General features: G+C 68.4%; 16 protein-coding genes and 3 pseudogenes. 12 read left to right on the forward strand and 7 right to left on the reverse strand.

Translation table 11 applies throughout. The features are described from left to right. Window position 1: 1 nt before the first annotated feature. Window positions 2–415 carry a helix-turn-helix domain-containing protein gene (locus IEX93_RS00365; protein WP_188845265.1) on the reverse strand — a complete coding sequence of 138 codons (414 nt, stop codon included), beginning with the start codon at window positions 413–415 and terminating at the stop codon, window positions 2–4. A gap of 119 nt (window positions 416–534) precedes the next feature. On the opposite strand from IEX93_RS00365, the gene trpC reads away from it, so the two are divergent. From trpC to IEX93_RS00390, 5 genes and pseudogenes are all read left to right on the forward strand, one after another. Further along, window positions 535–1,299 (forward strand): indole-3-glycerol phosphate synthase TrpC, encoded by a 765-nt coding sequence (trpC, locus tag IEX93_RS00370; protein ID WP_188845267.1) that lies wholly within the window; start codon window positions 535–537, stop codon window positions 1,297–1,299. 4 nt (window positions 1,300–1,303) lie between these two features. After that, the gene (hisA, locus tag IEX93_RS00375; RefSeq protein WP_188845269.1) at window positions 1,304–2,020 is read left to right on the forward strand and encodes a 1-(5-phosphoribosyl)-5-[(5-phosphoribosylamino)methylideneamino]imidazole-4-carboxamide isomerase; all 717 of its coding nucleotides are present in this window, start codon (window positions 1,304–1,306) and stop codon (window positions 2,018–2,020) included. Then, entirely contained in the window at window positions 2,017–2,331 is a 315-nt protein-coding gene (locus tag IEX93_RS00380) for a hypothetical protein (RefSeq protein ID WP_188845272.1), read from the forward strand. Before hisA ends, IEX93_RS00380 begins: the two co-directional genes overlap by 4 nt. Next, window positions 2,328–4,325 (forward strand): single-stranded-DNA-specific exonuclease RecJ, encoded by a 1,998-nt coding sequence (gene recJ / locus IEX93_RS00385; protein WP_188845273.1) that lies wholly within the window; start codon window positions 2,328–2,330, stop codon window positions 4,323–4,325. The genes IEX93_RS00380 and recJ overlap by 4 nt, the downstream gene beginning before the upstream one ends. Then, window positions 4,297–4,860: pseudogene (locus tag IEX93_RS00390) on the forward strand (DUF6812 domain-containing protein). The gene recJ and the pseudogene IEX93_RS00390 overlap by 29 nt, the downstream one beginning before the upstream one ends. Here IEX93_RS00390 and IEX93_RS00395 read toward each other — a convergent pair. Both IEX93_RS00395 and IEX93_RS00400 read right to left on the reverse strand, forming a co-directional pair. Then, window positions 4,844–7,432: a valine--tRNA ligase gene (locus tag IEX93_RS00395; protein ID WP_188845280.1), complete on the reverse strand. Its 2,589-nt coding sequence runs from the start codon at window positions 7,430–7,432 to the stop codon at window positions 4,844–4,846. The pseudogene IEX93_RS00390 and the gene IEX93_RS00395 sit on opposite strands and share 17 nt — an antisense overlap. Window positions 7,433–7,461: 29 nt before the next feature. Further along, a complete protein-coding gene (locus IEX93_RS00400) occupies window positions 7,462–8,046 on the reverse strand; it encodes a hypothetical protein (RefSeq protein ID WP_188845283.1) in 585 nt (194 codons plus the stop codon). 65 nt (window positions 8,047–8,111) lie between these two features. Between IEX93_RS00400 and IEX93_RS00405 the strand changes: the two genes are divergently transcribed. From IEX93_RS00405 to IEX93_RS00425, 5 genes are read left to right on the forward strand one after another with little or no spacing between them, the layout of a single operon-like run. Continuing rightward, window positions 8,112–9,164 carry an Mrp/NBP35 family ATP-binding protein gene (locus tag IEX93_RS00405; RefSeq protein WP_188845285.1) on the forward strand — a complete coding sequence of 351 codons (1,053 nt, stop codon included), beginning with the start codon at window positions 8,112–8,114 and terminating at the stop codon, window positions 9,162–9,164. A 1-nt stretch (window position 9,165) separates the two neighbouring features. Further along, complete coding sequence (locus tag IEX93_RS00410; protein WP_188845287.1) at window positions 9,166–9,777, forward strand: helix-turn-helix transcriptional regulator; 612 nt, start codon at window positions 9,166–9,168, stop codon at window positions 9,775–9,777. 3 nt (window positions 9,778–9,780) lie between these two features. Beyond that, on the forward strand, window positions 9,781–10,545 hold the full coding sequence (locus IEX93_RS00415; protein ID WP_188845289.1) for a 50S ribosomal protein L11 methyltransferase: 765 nt from the start codon (window positions 9,781–9,783) through the stop codon (window positions 10,543–10,545). A 2-nt stretch (window positions 10,546–10,547) separates the two neighbouring features. Continuing rightward, window positions 10,548–11,234: a 16S rRNA (uracil(1498)-N(3))-methyltransferase gene (locus IEX93_RS00420; RefSeq protein WP_188845291.1), complete on the forward strand. Its 687-nt coding sequence runs from the start codon at window positions 10,548–10,550 to the stop codon at window positions 11,232–11,234. Between the two features lie 17 nt (window positions 11,235–11,251). After that, window positions 11,252–11,680, forward strand: a complete 429-nt coding sequence (locus IEX93_RS00425) for a hypothetical protein (protein ID WP_188845292.1) — start codon at window positions 11,252–11,254, stop codon at window positions 11,678–11,680. On the opposite strand, the gene IEX93_RS00430 is transcribed toward IEX93_RS00425, so the two are convergent. Next, window positions 11,594–12,496: an AEC family transporter gene (locus IEX93_RS00430; protein WP_188845294.1), complete on the reverse strand. Its 903-nt coding sequence runs from the start codon at window positions 12,494–12,496 to the stop codon at window positions 11,594–11,596. The genes IEX93_RS00425 and IEX93_RS00430 overlap by 87 nt on opposite strands. A 9-nt stretch (window positions 12,497–12,505) precedes the next feature. Between IEX93_RS00430 and IEX93_RS00435 the strand changes: the two genes are divergently transcribed. Continuing rightward, the gene (locus IEX93_RS00435; RefSeq protein WP_188845296.1) at window positions 12,506–13,327 is read left to right on the forward strand and encodes a Rossmann-fold NAD(P)-binding domain-containing protein; all 822 of its coding nucleotides are present in this window, start codon (window positions 12,506–12,508) and stop codon (window positions 13,325–13,327) included. Here IEX93_RS00435 and IEX93_RS00440 read toward each other — a convergent pair. Then, window positions 13,322–14,231: pseudogene (locus IEX93_RS00440) on the reverse strand (zinc-binding dehydrogenase). The gene IEX93_RS00435 and the pseudogene IEX93_RS00440 overlap by 6 nt on opposite strands. Window positions 14,232–14,259: 28 nt before the next feature. On the opposite strand from IEX93_RS00440, the pseudogene IEX93_RS00445 reads away from it, so the two are divergent. Then, window positions 14,260–14,856: pseudogene (locus IEX93_RS00445) on the forward strand (protoglobin domain-containing protein). Here the strand turns inward: IEX93_RS00445 and IEX93_RS00450 are convergent. Next, window positions 14,846–15,652: a carbohydrate ABC transporter permease gene (locus IEX93_RS00450; protein WP_188845297.1), complete on the reverse strand. Its 807-nt coding sequence runs from the start codon at window positions 15,650–15,652 to the stop codon at window positions 14,846–14,848. The pseudogene IEX93_RS00445 and the gene IEX93_RS00450 sit on opposite strands and share 11 nt — an antisense overlap. Next, on the reverse strand, window positions 15,652–16,761 hold the full coding sequence (locus IEX93_RS00455) for a carbohydrate ABC transporter permease (protein ID WP_188845299.1): 1,110 nt from the start codon (window positions 16,759–16,761) through the stop codon (window positions 15,652–15,654). The genes IEX93_RS00450 and IEX93_RS00455 overlap by 1 nt, the downstream gene beginning before the upstream one ends. Between the last annotated feature and the right edge of the window lie 52 nt (window positions 16,762–16,813).

A 16,813-nucleotide genomic window follows, 5' to 3' on the forward strand; every position in this document is an offset into this window, starting at 1 on the left:
CCTAGTACCCGAGGCCAAGCTCCTGGGCCTCGCGGGTGAGCTCGTCCAGGATCTCCCGTCCCCGCTTCCTCGAGGCCTCCAGGTAGGCCAGAAGGTCTTTGGCCCGCACCCGGCGGTGGGCGCCTACCTTGTGGTAAGGGATCTTCCCCTCCTCCAGAAGCCGGACCAGGTAGGGCCGGGAAACCCCCAGGAGCTCGGCCGCCTGGCTCGTGGTGAGCTCCGCCTCCAAGGGGACGATGCGCACCGGTTCGCCCCGGGAAAGGGCTTCCAGAAGCTCCTGGAAGAGCTGGACAAGCTCGGGGGTGAGGACCAAGGAGGCTTCCTCGAGGCGCAGGACTTTGCCGGGGGCGAGCTTTTCCCGGAAGACCCTGAGGGCTTCCGCGGAGGGCACAGGGGCGAAGACGAGACCGCTCATACCTACCTCCCGGGTTCCAGCATACCTGATAAACGAAATAAACGCAACAGGGCCTAAAGGTAGCCCTCGTAGGCCCGGAGCGTTTCGGCGAAGGGTCTCCTTCTAGGTAGAATGAGCCCATGCGGCCGGACCTTGCCCGCGTTCCCGGGGTCTTGGGGGAGATCGCTAGGAGAAGGGCCCTGGAGGTGGCCCCCTACCCCTTGCCCGAGGCCCAGGCGGTGCCCTCCTTCAAGGAGGCCCTCCTCCGCCCGGGGCTTTCCGTGATCGCCGAGGTGAAGAAACAAAGCCCCTCGGAAGGGCGCATCCGGGAGGTGGACCCGGCGGAGGCCGCCTTGGCCTACGCCCGGGGCGGGGCCCGGGCCATAAGTGTCCTCACCGAGCCCCACCGCTTCGGGGGAAGCCTTTTAGACCTCAAGCGGGTGCGGGAGGCGGTGGACCTGCCCCTCCTTAGGAAGGACTTCGTGGTGGACCCCTTCATGCTGGAGGAGGCCCGGGCCTTCGGGGCGAGCGCCGTCCTCCTCATCGTGGCCCTTCTGGGGGAGCTGACCGGCGCTTACCTGGAGCGGGCCCGGGCCTTGGGCCTGGACGCCCTGGTGGAGGTGCACACGGAAAAGGAGCTGGAAATCGCCCTCGAGGCCGGGGCGGAGATCCTCGGCGTCAACAACCGCGACCTCGCCACCCTGCGCATAGACCTCGCCACCGCCCCCCGCCTGGGCCGCCTGGCCCGGGACCGGGGTTTTGAGGGGGTCTTGGTGGCGGAGTCGGGGTATGCCCGCAAGGAGGACCTTAGGCCCTTGGCGGGGCTTTTTGACGCGGTCCTCATCGGCACGAGCCTCATGAAAAGCCCCGATCTGGAGGGCGCCCTCCGGGAGCTTGTAGGATAGCCCCATGCAGGTGATCCCCGCGGTGGACCTAAAAGGGGGAAGGGCGGTGCGCCTTTACGAGGGGCGTCCCGAGGCGGAGAGCGTTTACGGCGACCCCCTGGAGGCCGCCCTCCGCTGGCAGGAGGCGGGGGCCCGGCTCCTCCACCTGGTGGACCTGGACCGGGCCCTGGGCACCGGGGATAACCTAAAGGCCCTCCGGCGCATGGCCAAGACCCTTTCCGTCCCCTTCCAGGTGGGCGGGGGGATCCGCTCCTTGGAGGCCCTGGAAGAGGTCTTGGCCCTGGGGGCAAGCCGGGCGGTGGTGGGCACCGTGGCGGTGAAGGACCCCGGGCTTTTGGAGAGGATGCTTTCCCTGGCGGGCCCCGAGCGCCTGGCCGTGGCCTTGGACGCCCGGGGGCTTGAGGTGGTGGTCTCGGGGTGGCAGGAGGCCACGCCCGTTTCCGCCCTGGACCTCCTTAAGGCCTGGGCGGGGATGGGGGTGCGCTGGGTGATCTACACCGATGTTCGCCGGGACGGGACGCTTAAGGGCCTGGACCTGGAGGTGGTGGCCCGGGTGCGGGAGGCCTGGCCCCACGGCCTCATCGCCGGGGGCGGGATCGCCTCGGTGGAGGACCTCCTGGGCCTAAGCCGGCTGGGGGTGGAGGGGGCCCTGGTGGGGAAGGCCCTTTACGAGGGGCGTATCCCCTTGGAGGCCGTGTCGGGTAAGCTGAGGGCACCATGAGGCTCGCCGGATGGATCCTTCTCCTCACCGCCCTCCTGGTGGGGGTGGGGGCGGTGTACCTGGGCCTCCAGGTCCCCTTCCTCGAGGTCCCCTCCCCCTGGGGACCCTTGCCCCTCGCCTTCCTCCTGGGCGGGGGGTACGCCCTCGGGCTCCTCGCGGGCCTGGCCTACGCCCTGGCCTTCTGGGCCCGGGGGGTGGCCCAGGGGCGGGCCTTGCGGCGGGAGATCGCCCGGCTCCAGGGGGAACTGAACGCCCTCAAGCGGGAGCGGATTGAGGAGATCCCCAGGATCCCTGACCGGGACGAGGCATGAGCCGGGTCCTCTGGCGGGTTCTTTCCCTCCCTCCCATTCCGGAGTGGCGGGAGGTGATGGCCGCCTTCGGGGTGGGCCCGGAGGCCGCCTTGGCCTACTGGCACCGGGGGGTGCGGCGCAGGGAGGACCTGGCCCCGCCCCTTAGGCTTCTTCCCCTTAAAGGTCTGGAGGAGGCGGCGGCCCTTTTGGAGGAGGCCATCCGCCGGAAAAAAAGGATCCGCATCCACGGGGACTACGACGCCGACGGCCTCACGGGGACGGCCCTTTTGCTCCGGGGGCTAAGGGCCTTGGGGGCCGAGGTCCACCCCTTCATCCCCCACCGGCTGGAGGAAGGGTACGGGGTGCTGATGGAGCGGGTTCCCGAGCACCTGGAGGCCTCGGACCTCTTCCTCACCGTGGACTGCGGCATCACGAACCACGCCGAGCTCAGGGAACTCTTGGAAAACGGGGTGGAGGTCCTGGTCACCGACCACCACACCCCCAAGGAGACGCCCCCGCCCGGCCTGGTGGTCCACCCCGCCTACACCCCCGGGCTTGCCGAGCACCCCACGGGGGCGGGGGTGGCCTTTTTGCTCCTCTGGGCCCTTCACCAGCGCCTGGGCCTTCCCCCACCCCTGGAGTACGCCGATCTGGCGGCGGTGGGCACCATCGCCGACGTGGCCCCCCTCTGGGGCTGGAACCGGGCCCTGGTGCGGGAGGGCCTTTCCCGCATCCCCGCTTCCCCTTGGGTGGGCCTGAGGCTCCTCGCCCAGGCGGTGGGCTACACGGGGAAGGCGGTGGAGGTGGCCTTCCGCATCGCCCCCCGCCTCAACGCCGCAAGCCGTCTGGGGGAGGCGGAGAAGGCCTTAAGGCTTCTCCTCACCGATAGCGAGGCGGAGGCCCGGGAGCTGGTGGAGGAGCTTTCCCGCCTGAACGCCCGCCGCCAGGCCATTGAGGAGGCCATGTTGAAGAGGCTCCTCCCCCAGGCCGACCCCGAGGCCAAGGCCATCGTCCTCCACGACCCCGAGGGCCACCCTGGGGTGATGGGCATCGTGGCGAGCCGGATCCTCGAGGCCACCCTGCGCCCCGTCTTCCTGGTGGCCCAGGGAAAAGGGACGGTGCGAAGCCTCGCCCCCGTTAGCGCCGTGGAGGCCCTAAGGAGCGCCGAGGACCTCCTTTTGCGCTACGGGGGGCACAGGGAGGCGGCGGGCTTCGCCCTAGACGAGGCCCTTTTCCCCCGGTTCAAGGAGCGCATAGAGGCCTTCGCCGCCCGCTTCCCCGACCCCGTGCAGGAGGTGCCTCTTCTCGGGGTTTTGCCTCCCCCTTCCCGCCTCGCCGAGCTATACCGGGCTTTGAGCGCCCTGGAGCCTTTCGGCGCGGGCAACCCCGAGCCCCTCTTCCTCCTTTCGGGGGCCCCCGAGGACGTGCGCCTTTTGGGAGAGGGGAAGCACCTCGCCTTCCGGTTGGGGGGGGTGCGGGTGGTGGCCTGGCGCATGGGGGATAGGCCCTTGCCCCAGGAGGTGGAGGCGGCGGTGGCGGTTTCGGAAAACCGCTTCAATGGCACCGTGAGCTACGAGGCCCAGGCCCTGGACCTAAGGCCGCCGGGGGAGCTTGTGGCCGAGGGGGAGGCCTTCGCCTTTCCCGTCCCCTTGGAGGAGGCCTTGGCCCGGGCGCGGATGGGGGAGGGGGTTTATATCCCGGAGGAGAACCTCGAGGGCCTGGCCTACGCCCGGAAGCGGGGCTTCCGCCTTCTTCCCCCGGGGGAGGCTTCCCTTTGGCTTGGCCTTCCCCCTTTTCCCGTGTGCCCCAAGCGGGTGGAGGTGGCCCTGGGGGCGGAGACCAGGCGGCGCCTTGCCCTTCCCCCGGCCCTTGCCACCCCGGAGGAGCTCCTTAAGGCCCACATCGCCCAAAGGCTCCTTCTCGCCTACGAGAGGCGGCATCCCGTGCTCTTCAGCGAGGCCCTTTGGGCCTACTGGGAGGTAAGCCGTGTACAGGAGCCCGCGGGAGGCCCATGAGGCCAGGATCTACACCGGAGCCTACCGGGTCTACGGGACCCTCTACCTGGTACCCGGTTCCGGCACCGCCGACCTCCTCAACTAGGAAAGGCCCTACCTGCCCGTGACCGGGGCCCTCCTCTACGCCCCCGGGTTCCGCCACCCCCCGGAGGCCAAGGACCTCAAGGCCTCCCTGGGCTTTCTCGCCCTGCGCAAGGAGCGGATCCAGTGGGTGGCCGGGGGAAGGCCCAGTAAGCCCCGGACGAGCCCCGCCCTCCTGGAGAAAAGGCGCCTCGCCTTCCTCTTCGGGGACTACCTCCTGGCGGGGGCGCTTTGGCTCCCCCGGGGGGTGCGCCTTTCCGACTACCTTTCCCAGGCCAAGCCCTTCCAGTCCCTTTTGGAGGCCTGGCTTTACGTCCTCTCCCCGGAAAAGCCCATGGTGGAGCTGGACCCCATGGAACGCTTCCCCTTCGTCACGGTGAACCTCCGCCTGGCGGAGGGGGTGGCCGAGGCCCCGGGGGAGGATAAGGACCCCCGGCTCACCCTATTTGGCTGAGGGCCTCCCGGATCCTTTCCGCCTGCTCCAGGTTCTCCCTTAGCCGCGCCTCCTCCGCCTCCACCACCTCCTTGGGGGCCTTTTCCTTGAAGCCCGGGGCGGCGAGCTTCCGCCGGCTCCTCTCGGCGAGGGCCAGAAGTTCCTGGAGGCGCTTTTCCTGGCGGCGCCGCCACTCCTCCACGTCCAGAAGCCCTTCCAGGGGCATGCGTACCACCACCTTGGGCTGGGCCTTGACCAGGGCCTTTTCGGGCCTTTCGGGGAGGAGCTCGGCCCGGGCCAGGAAGCGGAAGACCTCGAGGTTCTCCCGCACGGGGGCGGTCTCCCCCTCGAGGTAGACCCGCACCTCCTGGGAAGGGGGAAGGCCGGCCTCGGCCCGTAGAGCCCGCACCGCCGTCACCGCCTGCTTGAGGGCTTCAAAGGCTTCCTCGGCTTCCTCGTCCCTCTCCCCAGGTTCGGGCCAGGCCTCGAGGGCGAGTTCCTCCTTACCCGTGAGGGCCTGGTAGAGCTCGCTGGTGATAAAGGGCATCATGGGGTGGAGGAGCTTGAGGAGGGTGGCCAGGGCCTCCTCCAAGGTCTTTAGGGTGTGGGCGTTCCCTGCCTTGAGGGCGGGCTTGCTGGCCTCCAGGTACCAGTCGCAGAACTCGCTCCAGACGAGCTCGTAAACCTCCCGGGCCGCCTGGGCCAGGTCCAGGGCCTCGTAGAGGGCGGTGATCTCCTCCACGCCCCGGCTTAGGCGGCTTCGCATGAAGCGGTCCGCCAGGGTGGGCTCGTCCCTTTGGGGGGTGAAGCCTTCCCGGGAAAGGAGGACGAAGCGGGCGGCGTTGTAAAGCTTGTTGGCGAAGTTCCGGGCCATCTCCAGCCAGCGGAGGTCCAGCCTTATGTCCTGCCCCCCCGTGGCGAGGTAAGTGAGGGCGAAGCGGAGGGCGTCCGCCCCGTAGCGCTCCACCATCTCCAAGGGGTCGATCACGTTCCCCTTGGACTTGGACATCTTCTGGCCCTTCTCGTCCAGCACGAGGCCGTGGAGGAGGACCGTCTTAAAGGGCCTTTCCCCCATGAAGTGGTACCCCGAGACCTCCATGCGGGAAACCCAGAGGAAGAGGATATCGTACCCCGTGACCAGCACGTCCCCCGGGTAGAAGGCCTTGAGGTCCTCCGTTTCCTCAGGCCAGCCCAGGGTGGAAAGGGGCCAAAGCGCCGAGGAGAACCAGGTGTCAAAGACGTCCTCGTCCCGCTTTAGGCGGGGGCTCCCGCAGGCCTCGCAGGAGGTGGGGTCTTCCAGGTAGCGCTCGGGGCGGGGCACGTTCACGGCGCCGCAGTCCTCGCAGTACCAGGCGGGGATCTGGTGCCCCCACCAAAGCTGGCGGGAGATGTTCCAGTCCCTCACGTTTTTGAGCCAGTCAATGTTGACCTTTTTCCAGCGCTCGGGGACGAAGGCGATATCCCCTCGCTCCAGGCCCTTTAGGACCTCCTCCGCCAGGGGCCTCATCCTGAGCCACCACTGGGGGAAGATGGCGTACTCAATGGGGGTGCCGCAGCGGGAGCAGGTGGCGAGGGCGATGGTGTAGTCCTCCTCCTTCACCAGATGACCCGCCTCCCGGAAAAGCGCCACCGCCTTTTTCCGGGCTTCAAAGCGGTCCAGGCCCCTTAGGGCCTCGGGGACCCTTTCCCCTTCCATCTTCCCCTCGAGGTTAATCACCGAGACCGGTTCCAGGCCGTGCCGCTCCCCGATCTCGTAGTCCAGGGGGTCGTGGGCCGGGGTCACCTTGAGGGCCCCGGTGCCGAAGTCCTTCTCCACGGCGGGGTCGGCCAGGATGGGGATCCAGATCTCGGTGAGGGGGATCCGGGCCTTCTTACCGATAAGGTGCCGGTAGCGCTCGTCCTCGGGGTGGACGGCGATGGCCTGGTCGGCGAAGACCGTTTCGGGGCGGACGGTGGCGATCTCTATGAAGCCGCCCCCTTCCACCTCGTAGCGCAGGGTGTAGAGCTTGCCCGGGGTGGGCTCGGTCTCCACCTCGAGGTCCGAGAGGGTGGTCTCGCACCGGGGGCACCAGTTCACGAGCCTCGGGGCCCGGTAGGCGAGGCCCTCGTGGTAGTAGCGGCTGAAGGCGTAGCGCACCGCGCGGGAGCGCTTCTCGTCCATGGTGAAGGCCTCCCGGCTCCAGTCGGCGCTGGCCCCAAGCCGCTTAAGCTGCTTCAGGATCGTCCCCCCGGACTCCTCCTTCCACCGCCAGACCCTTTCCAAGAATTTCTCCCGCCCCAGGTCGTGCCGGGTCTTCCCCTCCTTGAGGAGGAGGCGCTCCACCACCACCTGGGTGGCGATCCCGGCGTGGTCGGTCCCGGGAAGCCAGACCGCCTCAAACCCCCGCATCCGCTTGTAGCGAATGAGGGCGTCCTGGAGGGAGTTGTCCAGGGCGTGGCCCATGTGGAGGCTTCCGGTGACGTTCGGGGGCGGCATGAAGATGACGAAGGGGGGCTTGCCGCTTTTGGGGTCGGCCACGAAGGGGTTCTTCGCCCACTTCTCCGCCCACTTGGGCTCCACGGACTTGGGATCGTAGGCCTTGGGCAGGTCCATGCTACCCCTCACTTTACCCGATGGGAAGGCTATAGGGCGTAGAGGTAGTACCGCCCTTCCCCCAGGTGGAAGAAGGCCTCCTCGTAGGCTAGGCCCTCTATGGGGGTCTCGGGGGGGATCCTAAGGAGGAAGTCCCCCACCCGGATCCCTTCGGGTAGGACCTCGAGGGGGCCTCGGGCGACCTCTTGGCTTTCCCCCTCGGGGTCGTTTAGGGGGGTGTAGAGGAGGCGGACGAAGAGGCCCTTTAGGCTTAGGAGCACGTTGCTTTCGTCCCGGAAGGGGGCCTTGTGGAGGAGGCGCTCCTCCACCTCCACCACCTCTCCTAGGAGGGCGTAGCGGTCCAGGGGAAGAAGGGCCTTGCCCGTCTCTAAGAGGGCGAGGAAGCGGGCGCGGTCCTCCTCGGAGAGGAGGACGGGGGCCTTGCCCTTTCCTACCCGGGGGTCCTGGTCCAGCCGCTCCCTAAGGAGGCCCTTGGCGGCCTCCAGGGCCTCTTCCCGGGTGGGGTAGAGGCTATAGGGGTTCACCTTGAAGAGGAGCTCGTAGCCCTTGGGGCCTTGGATGAGCCAGGCCAGGTGGAGCTCAAAGAAACGGCGCTTCTTCCAGGCGGGGTGCACGGGAAAAGTATATTGTGCCTTTGGGCCTTGCCCAAAGCTATCGTCCGGTATACTCTAGGCCCGGTATGGCGCTATCCGAAGAGCGGGTCCTCGAGGCCCTCCGCACCGTGATGGACCCCGAGCTGGGCAAGGACCTGGTCTCCTTGGGCATGGTGGGCGAGGTCCGCGTGGAGGGGGGGCGGGTGGATCTCCTGGTGAACCTCACCACCCCCGCCTGCCCCTTGAAGGGCCAGATTGAGGCGGACATCAAGCGGGCCCTCGCTCCCTTGGGGGCGGAGGAGGTGCGGGTGCGCTTCGGCGGCGGGGTCCGCCCCCCCGAGCGCTACGCCCTTCCCGGGGTGAAGCACGTGGTGGCCGTGGCCTCGGGGAAGGGCGGGGTGGGGAAGAGCACCGTGGCCGCCAACCTGGCCCTGGCCCTGAGCCGGGAAGGGGCCAGGGTGGGCCTTCTGGACGCCGACCTCTACGGGCCGAGCCAGGCCAAGATGTTTGGCCTCGAGGGGGCCCGCTTGAAGGTGGACCAAAACCGCAGGATCCTCCCCTTGGAGGCCCACGGGATCAAGGTGCTTTCCATCGCCAACATCGTCCCCCCTGGGCAGGCCTTGGCCTGGCGGGGGCCCATCCTCCACGGCACCCTTAAGCAGTTTTTGGAGGACGTGAACTGGGGGGAGCTGGACTACCTGGTGGTGGACCTCCCCCCGGGCACGGGGGACGTGCAGCTTAGCCTCTCCCAGCTCACCCAGGTATCGGGCGGGGTCATCGTCACCACGCCCCAGGAGGTGGCCCTCATAGACGCCGAGCGGGCGGCGGACATGTTCCGGAAGCTCCAGATTCCCGTCCTCGGGGTCCTGGAGAACATGAGCTTCTTCCTCTGCCCCCATTGCGGCAAGCCCACCCCCATCTTCGGGGAAGGGGGCGGGAAGCGCCTGGCGGAAAGGCTCAAGACCCGCTTCCTGGGGGAGGTCCCCCTCACCCTGGCCTTGCGGGAAAGCGGCGACAAGGGCGTGCCCATCCTGGTCCAAGACCCAGAAGGGGAGGAGGCCCAGGCCTTCCTCAGGGCGGCCCGGGAGCTCGCCGCCGCCCTGAGCGTCCAGACCTTCCTCACCCTGCCCATGGTCTAGCATGGCGCTTCTTTTGGAGGGGACCAAGGAACGGGTTTTGGACCTCCTCCGCGCCCGGCCCCGCACCGCCAAGGAGGTGGCGGAGGCTTTGGGGATAAGCCGCGTCGCCGTTCAAAAGCACCTCCAGGACCTGGAGGCCAAGGGGCTCGTGGCCTCGGAGGTGCGGAGATGCCCGGGCCGGGGCAGGCCCTACCGGCTCTGGCGGGCCCTGGACCCCGAGGCCCCCTACGCCGCCCTCTGCGGGGACGTGCTTAGGAGCCTGGAGCGGGCCTTTGGGCGGGAAGGGGTGGTGCGGGTCCTGTTGGAGCGGAACCGGGCCCTCTTCGCCCCCCTGGGCCTGGAGGGCCTTCCCCTTAGGGAGAAGCTGGAGCGCCTGGCGGCCTTCCTCCGCCAAAGGGGGTACGAGGCGGAGGTGGTGGAGGAGGAAGGGGTCCTTTACCTCTGCCAGCACCGATGTCCCAAGCTCGCCCTTTCCCAGGAGCACGAGGCCCTTTGCCAAAGCGAGCTTCTGGCCTACGAGGAGCTTTTGGGCCTCCCCCTGGTGCGGGAGGAGCGCCTGGCGGAGGGGGGAAGCTGTTGCCGCTACCGGATCGCCCCGGGGAAGGTATCCTGAGGGGTGTGGGTCTACCGTCTGAAGGGCACCGCCGAGGCCCTGGAGGCCCTTCTTCCGGAGCTCTTTGAGCGGGGAGCGAGGGGGGTCTGGGAGCGGGAAGGGGAGGTCTGGGCCTACTTCCCCGCCCCCCTGGACCTCCCCTTTGGGGGGGTGTGGGAGGAGGTGCCCGAGGAGGACTGGCTCGAGGCCTGGCGGCGCGACCTTAGGCCCGCCCTAGCTCCGCCCTTCGTGGTCCTCGCCCCCTGGCACGCCTGGGAGGGGCCGGAGATCCCCTTGGTCATAGAGCCCGGCATGGCCTTCGGCACCGGGCACCACGAGACCACCCGCCTCGCCCTAAGGGCCCTTGCCCGCCACCTCCGCCCTGGGGAAAAGGTCCTGGACCTGGGCACGGGAAGCGGCATCCTGGCCATCGCCGCCGAGAAGCTTGGGGGAAAGGCCCTGGGGGTGGACATAGACCCCACGGTCCTCCCCCAGGCGGAGGCCAACGCCCAAAGGAACGGGGTGCGCCCCCGTTTTCTAGAGGGGAGCCTCGAGGCCGCCCTCCCCCAAGGCCCCTTTGACCTCCTGGTGGCGAACCTCTACGCCGAGCTCCACGCCGAGCTCGCCCCCCGCTACGCCGAGGCCCTCGCCCCTGGGGGAAGGGCCCTCCTCACGGGGATCCTCAAGGAGCGGGCCCCCGGGGTGCGGGAGGCCCTGGCGGGGGCGGGGTTCAGGCCCTTGGAGGAGGAGGCGGAAGGGGAATGGGTCCTCCTGGCCTATGGGAGGTGAGCGTGCGGCCCCACCGCGCCTATAGCCCCGGTCTCACCGGGGTCTTGCCCCTTAGGGAAAGCCATCACCTGGCCGAGGTCCTAAGGGCCCGGGTGGGGGACCGGTTCACCGTCTTTGACGGGGAGCGGGAGGCCCTGGCGGAGGTGGTGGACCTGGGCCCCCCGGTGCGCTACCGCATCCTGGAGGAGCGCCTGCCCCAAAGGGAGGTGGGGGTGGAGGTGGTCCTCTACGTGGCCCTCCTCAAGGGGGACAAGCTTTCCGAGGTGGTGCGCGCCGCCACGGAGCTCGGGGCCACCCGGATCCAGCCCCTCATCACCCGCCATTCCGTCCCCAAGGAGATGGGGGAGGGGAAGCTTAGGCGCCTCCAGGCCATCGCCCTCGAGGCGGCCAAGCAGTCGGGGCGGGTCCAGATCCCCGAGGTCCTTCCCCCCATTCCCTTAAAGGCGGTGCCCCAGGTGCCCCAGGGCCTGGTGGCCCACGTGGGGGCGGGGGCCCGGGTGCGGGAGGTCCTGGACCCGGAAAAGCCTCTCGCCCTCGCCGTGGGGCCGGAAGGGGGCTTCGCCGAGGAGGAGGTGGACTTTTTGGAGGCCCGGGGGTTTACCCCGGTGACCTTGGGCAGGCGCATCCTCCGGGCGGAGACGGCCGCTTTGGCCCTCCTCGCCCTCTGCACCGCGGGGGAGGGGCGGTGAGGGTGGGCGGGCCGGCGATGGCTTGGCTGGCGTTCCTTCTCCTCCTCGCCGGGTGCCGCTACACCTTCCTCCCCCTAGACCCTGGCAAGCCCCCGCCCCCCGAGCGCCCCTTCGTGGTGGCCCGGCTTCTTGCCGAAGGGGAAAGGGCGCGGCTCTCCTTGCGGGTGGAAAGGCTGGACGCTCCCGGCTACCTCCTCCTCCGGTGGTACCGGGAGGAAACCCTCCTCCAGGAGAAGGCCCTTTTCCTGGAGGCGCCTGGCGCCTACGAGGCCTTCTTCCCCTTGGGGGAGGGGTACCACCGGCTTTTGGGGCTTTGGGGGGGGCGGGCGCTTTTTCAGCTGGACCTGGGCACCCCGGGCCTACCGGACCCCGAGGAAGAGGAGCACCAGGGGGATGGTGAGGAAGGCCAGGAAGGTGGAGACCACCACGCTCCGGGCCACCCGTAGGGCATCCCCCCCGAACTCCCGGGTCATGAGGAAGGCGTTCACCGCCACCGGGGTGGCGGACTGCAGGACCAGGACCCGGCGCTCAAGCTCCGGTAGCCCTAGCGCCAGGCCCACCCCGTAGGCCAGAAGGGGGGCGAGGACGAGCCTCAGGGCGCTGGCCGTGGCCTCAAAGGCCCCCACCTGGAAGCGGGTCTTTCCCATCTGCATCCCTAGGGTGAGGAGGAGGACGGGGATGGCCGCCTGGCCCATGAGCCGCACCCCCTCGTCCAGCCGGAAGGGGAGGGCCACCCCCAGGCCCTTGAGGGCGAGGCCCAGGAAGAGGGCGTAGAAGAGGGGGAGGCGCAAGGTGAAGAGGAGGCCTTCCTTGAGGCTTCCTCCCCGGAGGAAGGCGGGGCCTAGGCCGAACATGACCACGCTGGAGAGGATGAAGTAGACCACGGCCCGCCTAAGGCCCTCTTCCCCCAGGGCGAAGTAGGTGAGGGAGAGGCCCATGTTGCCCGAGTTGGGGAAAAGGCTGCACACCAAAAGCCCCTTGGCGCTCTCGGGGGAAAGCCCTAGGAGCCTCCCCACCCCCCGGATGGCGAGGAAAAGGAGGCCGTAGGTGAGGGCGAAGCCCAGCACCAGGCCCAAAAGCCCTTCCCGGGTGTACTCCGCCCGGTACATGGCGTCAAAGATGAGGGCGGGCACCAGGAGGTAGAGGGTGAGGCGGCTTAGGGTGGCGAGGTCCATCTCCAGGCGCTTGCCCAGGAGGTAGCCGGAAAAGACCACCAGGGCCACGGGGACCACGGTGTTGAGGAGGGCTTCCATGTGGGGCATTCTAGAGGCATGCCCACCTACCTCGCCCTGGCCGAGGCCATCCGGGAGGTCCTCGTGCGGGGGGCTTGGGCCCCGAGGCGCCAGGTCCTTCCCATCCCCGAAGGGAGCTTCCTGGTGATGCCCGCAGCAGACGGGGAGCTTGCCCTTTGCAAGCTGGTGACGGTGGAGCCCCGCAAGACCCCTTCCGTCCAGGCGGAGGTTTGGGTGAAGCGGCTTTCCACGGGGGAGGTCTTTCGCCTTCCCGGGGAGGAGCTCACCCGTAGGCGCACCGCCGCCCTTTCCCTCCTTACCGCAAGGCTCCTCGCTCCAAGGCGGGAGGGGGCGCTTCTCGTGGTGGGCCCGGGGGCTTTGGGGGAGGCCCACCTCGAGGCCTTCCACGAGGGCTTTTCCTTAAGCCGGGTCCTGGTGCGGGGCAGGGGGCGGGAGCGGGTTTTGGCCTTTTTGGCGAGGGCCCAAGCCTTGGAGCTTCCCGCCGAGGAGTGGCGGGAAGAGGCCGTCCCTGAGGACGTGGCCTTTATCGTCACCGCCACCCCAAGCCCCACCCCGGTCCTCCCCGAAAGGGTGCCCGAGGGGGTTTTCGTGGCGGCGGTGGGGTCTTTCCGCCCGGGGATGCGGGAGGTGCCCGAGGCCCTGGTGCGGGAGGCGGCCCTCTACTGCGACACCGAGGACGCCCTAAAGGAGGCGGGGGAACTTCAGGGGGTGGAAAGGCCCATCGTCCCCTTGCGGGAAGCCCTTTTGGGTAGGCGGGCCGAGGGGCCTTTCGTCCTCTTTAAGAGCGTGGGCCACGCCCTCTTTGACCTGGCGGCGGCCCGGGCCTACCTGGGCCTATAGCCGGACCACGATCTTGCCCACGTGCCCCCGGTCCAGAAGGGCCTGGAAGGCGGCCTCGGCCTCGGCGAAGGGGAAGACCTTCCCCACCACGGGCCTAAGGGTCTTCCCCAGGCGGGGAAGGAGGAAGGCGAGGGCCTCTTCCAAGAGGGGCTTTTCCCCCAGGAGGGGGGAAAGCCAGAAGCCCACGACCGAGAGGTTCTTGCGCATGAGCCTTAGGGGGTTCACGGGAACCACCTCCCCTTCCGCCGCCCCGATGTAGACCAGGCGCCCTTTGGGCCTGAGGAGGCTTAGGCTTTCCTCCACCGCCTTGCCCCGCACCTCCAGGACCAGGTCCACGCCCCCTAGGGCCCGCACCTTCTCGGGTAGCTCCTCGTAGGTGGCCGCGAGGCCCGCCCCGAGGCTTTGGGGAAGGGCGAGCTTTTCCGCCCTCGAGGCCGCCGCCACCACCTCTAGCCCTAGCGCCCGGGCCACCTGCACCGCCGCCGTGCCCAAGGCTCCCGCCGCCGCCTGGACCAACACCCGCTCCCCGGGCCTCACCCCCGCCTGCTTTAGGGCCAGGTAGGCGGTGAGGAAGGAGACGGGGAAGCTTGCGGCCTCTTCCGGGGAAAGCCCCTCGGGGACGGGGAGGAGGGCTTCCCTGGGCACCGCCACCCGCTCGGCGAGCCCCCCTTGGCCGATGAGGGCGGCGTAGCGCCGGCCTTCGGCCTGGCCCACCACTTCCATCCCGGGGACGAAGGGGGGGGTGGGATCGGGTGAGGTAGGCCCCGAGGCGCATCAGGTGGTCCGCGAAGTTGAGGCCGACGGCCTCCACCCTAAGGACCACCTCCCCTGGCCCCGGCCTCGGGTCTTCCACGTCCTTAAGAGCCAGAGGGGCTCCTAGCTTTTCCTGCACCCAGGCTTTCATTGGGCTAGTTTACGCTATCCTGGGAGCCGTGACAGAGAGGAACCTCGCCCGCTTTTACCAGGTGGCCCAAGAAATTTGGAGCTAGCTTCCCCCTTCGGCCCGTTTCCGTCCCCTGGAGGACGGCAAACTCCTTGCCCGCCACGCTGCCCTCATGGAAACCTGGACCGAGGAGCTGGTCCAGGGGTTCTACGACACCCTTTTCGGCCACCCCGCCACCCGCAGGGTGTTCCGGGAGGGGGAACGGCCCGCCCGGGAGAAGACCCTGAGGGACTGGTACCTGCGCACCCTCCGGGGTCCTTTCAACGGGCAGTACTTCGCCTGGCAGGCCCTGGTGGGGTTGGTGCACGTGCGCCGGGGTGTGACCAACGCCATGATGGCCTCCATGTGGAACTGGCTCACGGAGAAGGTGGCTGAGAAGGCCCGTCAAGCTCTTTCTCCAGAGGAGGCCCAGGCGCTGGTGGACGCTTGGCGCCGCCTGGCCTTCACGGTGATGGCCCTCATCGCCGAGGAGTACCTGGAGGCTTACCTGGAAGCCCTGGCCTTGGCCCAAGGGGAAGACCCCCGAGCCTTTATGGAAAAAGCCCAGGAGATGGCGGGGGCCCTCCTCGCCCAGCTCAGCCCTTGACCGACCCCGCCAGGAGCCCCCTCAGGAAGTAGCGGCCCAAGAAGATATAGACCAAAAGGGTGGGCAGGGCGGCCAGGATGGCCCCCGCCATGGGCAGGTTCCACTTCACCGCCTCACCCCCGGCGAGCTGGGCCAGGGCCACGGTGATGGGCTGGCTCTCGGGCCGGGTGAGGGTCACGGCGAAGAGGAACTCGTTCCAGATCTGGGTGAACTGCCAGATAGCCACCACTACGAAGGCGGGGACCGAAAGGGGCAGGATCACGTGGCGGAAGATGCCGAAAAATCCCGCCCCGTCTATGCGGGCTGCCTCCACAAGCTCGTCGGGGATCTCGCTGTAATAGTTGCGGAAAATGAGGGTGACGATGGGGATGCCGTAGATGACGTGGACCAGGACGAGCCCGAAAAGGTTGCCGTAGAGGCCGATGGACTTCATGAACTGGAAGAGGGGGATGAGGATGCTCTGGTAGGGGATGAACATCCCAAAGAGGATCAGGGCGAAGAGGAGGCCCGACCCCCTAAAGGGCCACTTGGCCAGGACGTACCCGTTCAGTGACCCCACCAGGGCGGAGAGCAGGGTGGCGGAGGTGGCGAGGACCACGGAGTTTTGGAACTTGGGCCGGAAGGCCTCCCAAGCGGTGCGGAAGCTCTCCCAGTAGGGGGGGTGGGGCCACTGCCAGACCGTTTCCAGGGTGATCTTGGCGGGCTCCTTGAGGGCGGTGAGGATTACCAGGTAGACGGGCAGGAGGAAAAACCCCGCCATGAGGAGGAGGAAGGCGTAGAGGAGGACCCGGCCCATCACCGCCGCACCTCCTTCCTGAGCTGGCTCGCCAGGTAGGGAATGACCACTACCGCCACCAGGAGGAGCAGGAGGATGCCGATGGCGGCCCCCTTGGCGAACTGGTTGCCCCGGAAGGCCAGGAGGTACATGTAGATGGCGGGCACATCCGTGGGGGCGTAGTCCAGCCCGGCCATGGCGAAGATGAGGTCAAAGATCTTGAGGGCGATGTGCCCCAGGACGATCATGGCCGAGAGGGTAATGGGGGCCAGCATGGGAAAGATGACCCGGCGGAAAAGCTGCCATTCGCTCGCCCCGTCCACCCGGGCGGCCTCGAGGACCTCCACCGGGATCCCCCTGAGCCCCGCCAGGTAAAGGGCCATGGTGTACCCCGCCATCTGCCAGATGGCGGCCAGGATCACCCCCACCAGGGCCAGGCTGAACCCGTGGGTCTCGGGGTAGGGGAGAAGCTTAAGGCCCCGGCCTAAGGTGAAGGCCCAAAGGAGGAGCACCCCGGCGGAGAAGAGGGCCCAAAGGAAGCGCCTCCTTTCCCCTTCCCGGTAGGCGGCGTGGGCCACGTAAAGGAGGACCAAGGCCACGGCCAAGGCGGTGTAGAAGGGGAGGTGGTTCCAGTCAAAGACCAGGACCTGTTCCCGGGTGGCGAGCCAGGGGAAGGAAAGGGGCGGGAGGCCGAAGAGGGTGGGGAGGACGTTCACCCCGCCTTGGGGCTGGAGCATCCAGCGCCAGATGGTCCCCGTCACCACGAAGGAAAGGGCCATGGGGAAGAGGAAGACGGTGCGGAAGAATCCTTCCCCTTTAGGGGCTCTGTCCACCGCCAGGGCGAGAAGAAGCCCGAGGCCCAGGCTTCCCGCCATGAAGAAGAGGGTGAAGAAGATGAGGTTCACCACGCTTTGGCGGAAGCGCACGTCTACGAAGCCGGTGAAGAGCTCCCGGTAGTTCTCCAGCCCCACGAAGCGGAGCTCGGGCCTTAGGGCCAGGGCCTGGGCCGGGTCCTTGCCCCAGTCGGTGAGGGAGACCCAGAGGTTTTGCCCGATGAAGCCGTAGACGAAGATGCCTATCGCCAAAAGCGAAGGTAGGAGGACCAAGAAGGCCGTGATGCGGTCGCGCATGTTCCCTCGGGGAAAACCCCGTGGGGGCCTAGGCCCCCACGGGGGGAAGGGG

The sequence above is a fragment of the Thermus composti genome, from assembly GCF_014647535.1.
GTDB lineage: Bacteria > Deinococcota > Deinococci > Deinococcales > Thermaceae > Thermus > Thermus composti.

Coding starts and splice junctions, on each gene's coding strand:
- IEX93_RS00430 (WP_188845294.1), bottom strand. CDS start 12,496: ATGCCCCACATGGAAGCCCTCCTCAACACCGTGGTCCCCGTGGCCCTG.
- IEX93_RS00395 (WP_188845280.1), bottom strand. CDS start 7,432: ATGGACCTGCCCAAGGCCTACGATCCCAAGTCCGTGGAGCCCAAGTGG.
- IEX93_RS00455 (WP_188845299.1), bottom strand. CDS start 16,761: ATGCGCGACCGCATCACGGCCTTCTTGGTCCTCCTACCTTCGCTTTTG.
- trpC (WP_188845267.1), top strand. CDS start 535: ATGCGGCCGGACCTTGCCCGCGTTCCCGGGGTCTTGGGGGAGATCGCT.
- IEX93_RS00410 (WP_188845287.1), top strand. CDS start 9,166: ATGGCGCTTCTTTTGGAGGGGACCAAGGAACGGGTTTTGGACCTCCTC.
- IEX93_RS00365 (WP_188845265.1), bottom strand. CDS start 415: ATGAGCGGTCTCGTCTTCGCCCCTGTGCCCTCCGCGGAAGCCCTCAGG.
- IEX93_RS00405 (WP_188845285.1), top strand. CDS start 8,112: ATGGCGCTATCCGAAGAGCGGGTCCTCGAGGCCCTCCGCACCGTGATG.
- IEX93_RS00380 (WP_188845272.1), top strand. CDS start 2,017: ATGAGGCTCGCCGGATGGATCCTTCTCCTCACCGCCCTCCTGGTGGGG.
- IEX93_RS00450 (WP_188845297.1), bottom strand. CDS start 15,652: ATGGGCCGGGTCCTCCTCTACGCCTTCCTCCTCCTCATGGCGGGGTTT.
- IEX93_RS00435 (WP_188845296.1), top strand. CDS start 12,506: ATGCCCACCTACCTCGCCCTGGCCGAGGCCATCCGGGAGGTCCTCGTG.
- hisA (WP_188845269.1), top strand. CDS start 1,304: ATGCAGGTGATCCCCGCGGTGGACCTAAAAGGGGGAAGGGCGGTGCGC.
- IEX93_RS00425 (WP_188845292.1), top strand. CDS start 11,252: ATGGCTTGGCTGGCGTTCCTTCTCCTCCTCGCCGGGTGCCGCTACACC.
- recJ (WP_188845273.1), top strand. CDS start 2,328: ATGAGCCGGGTCCTCTGGCGGGTTCTTTCCCTCCCTCCCATTCCGGAG.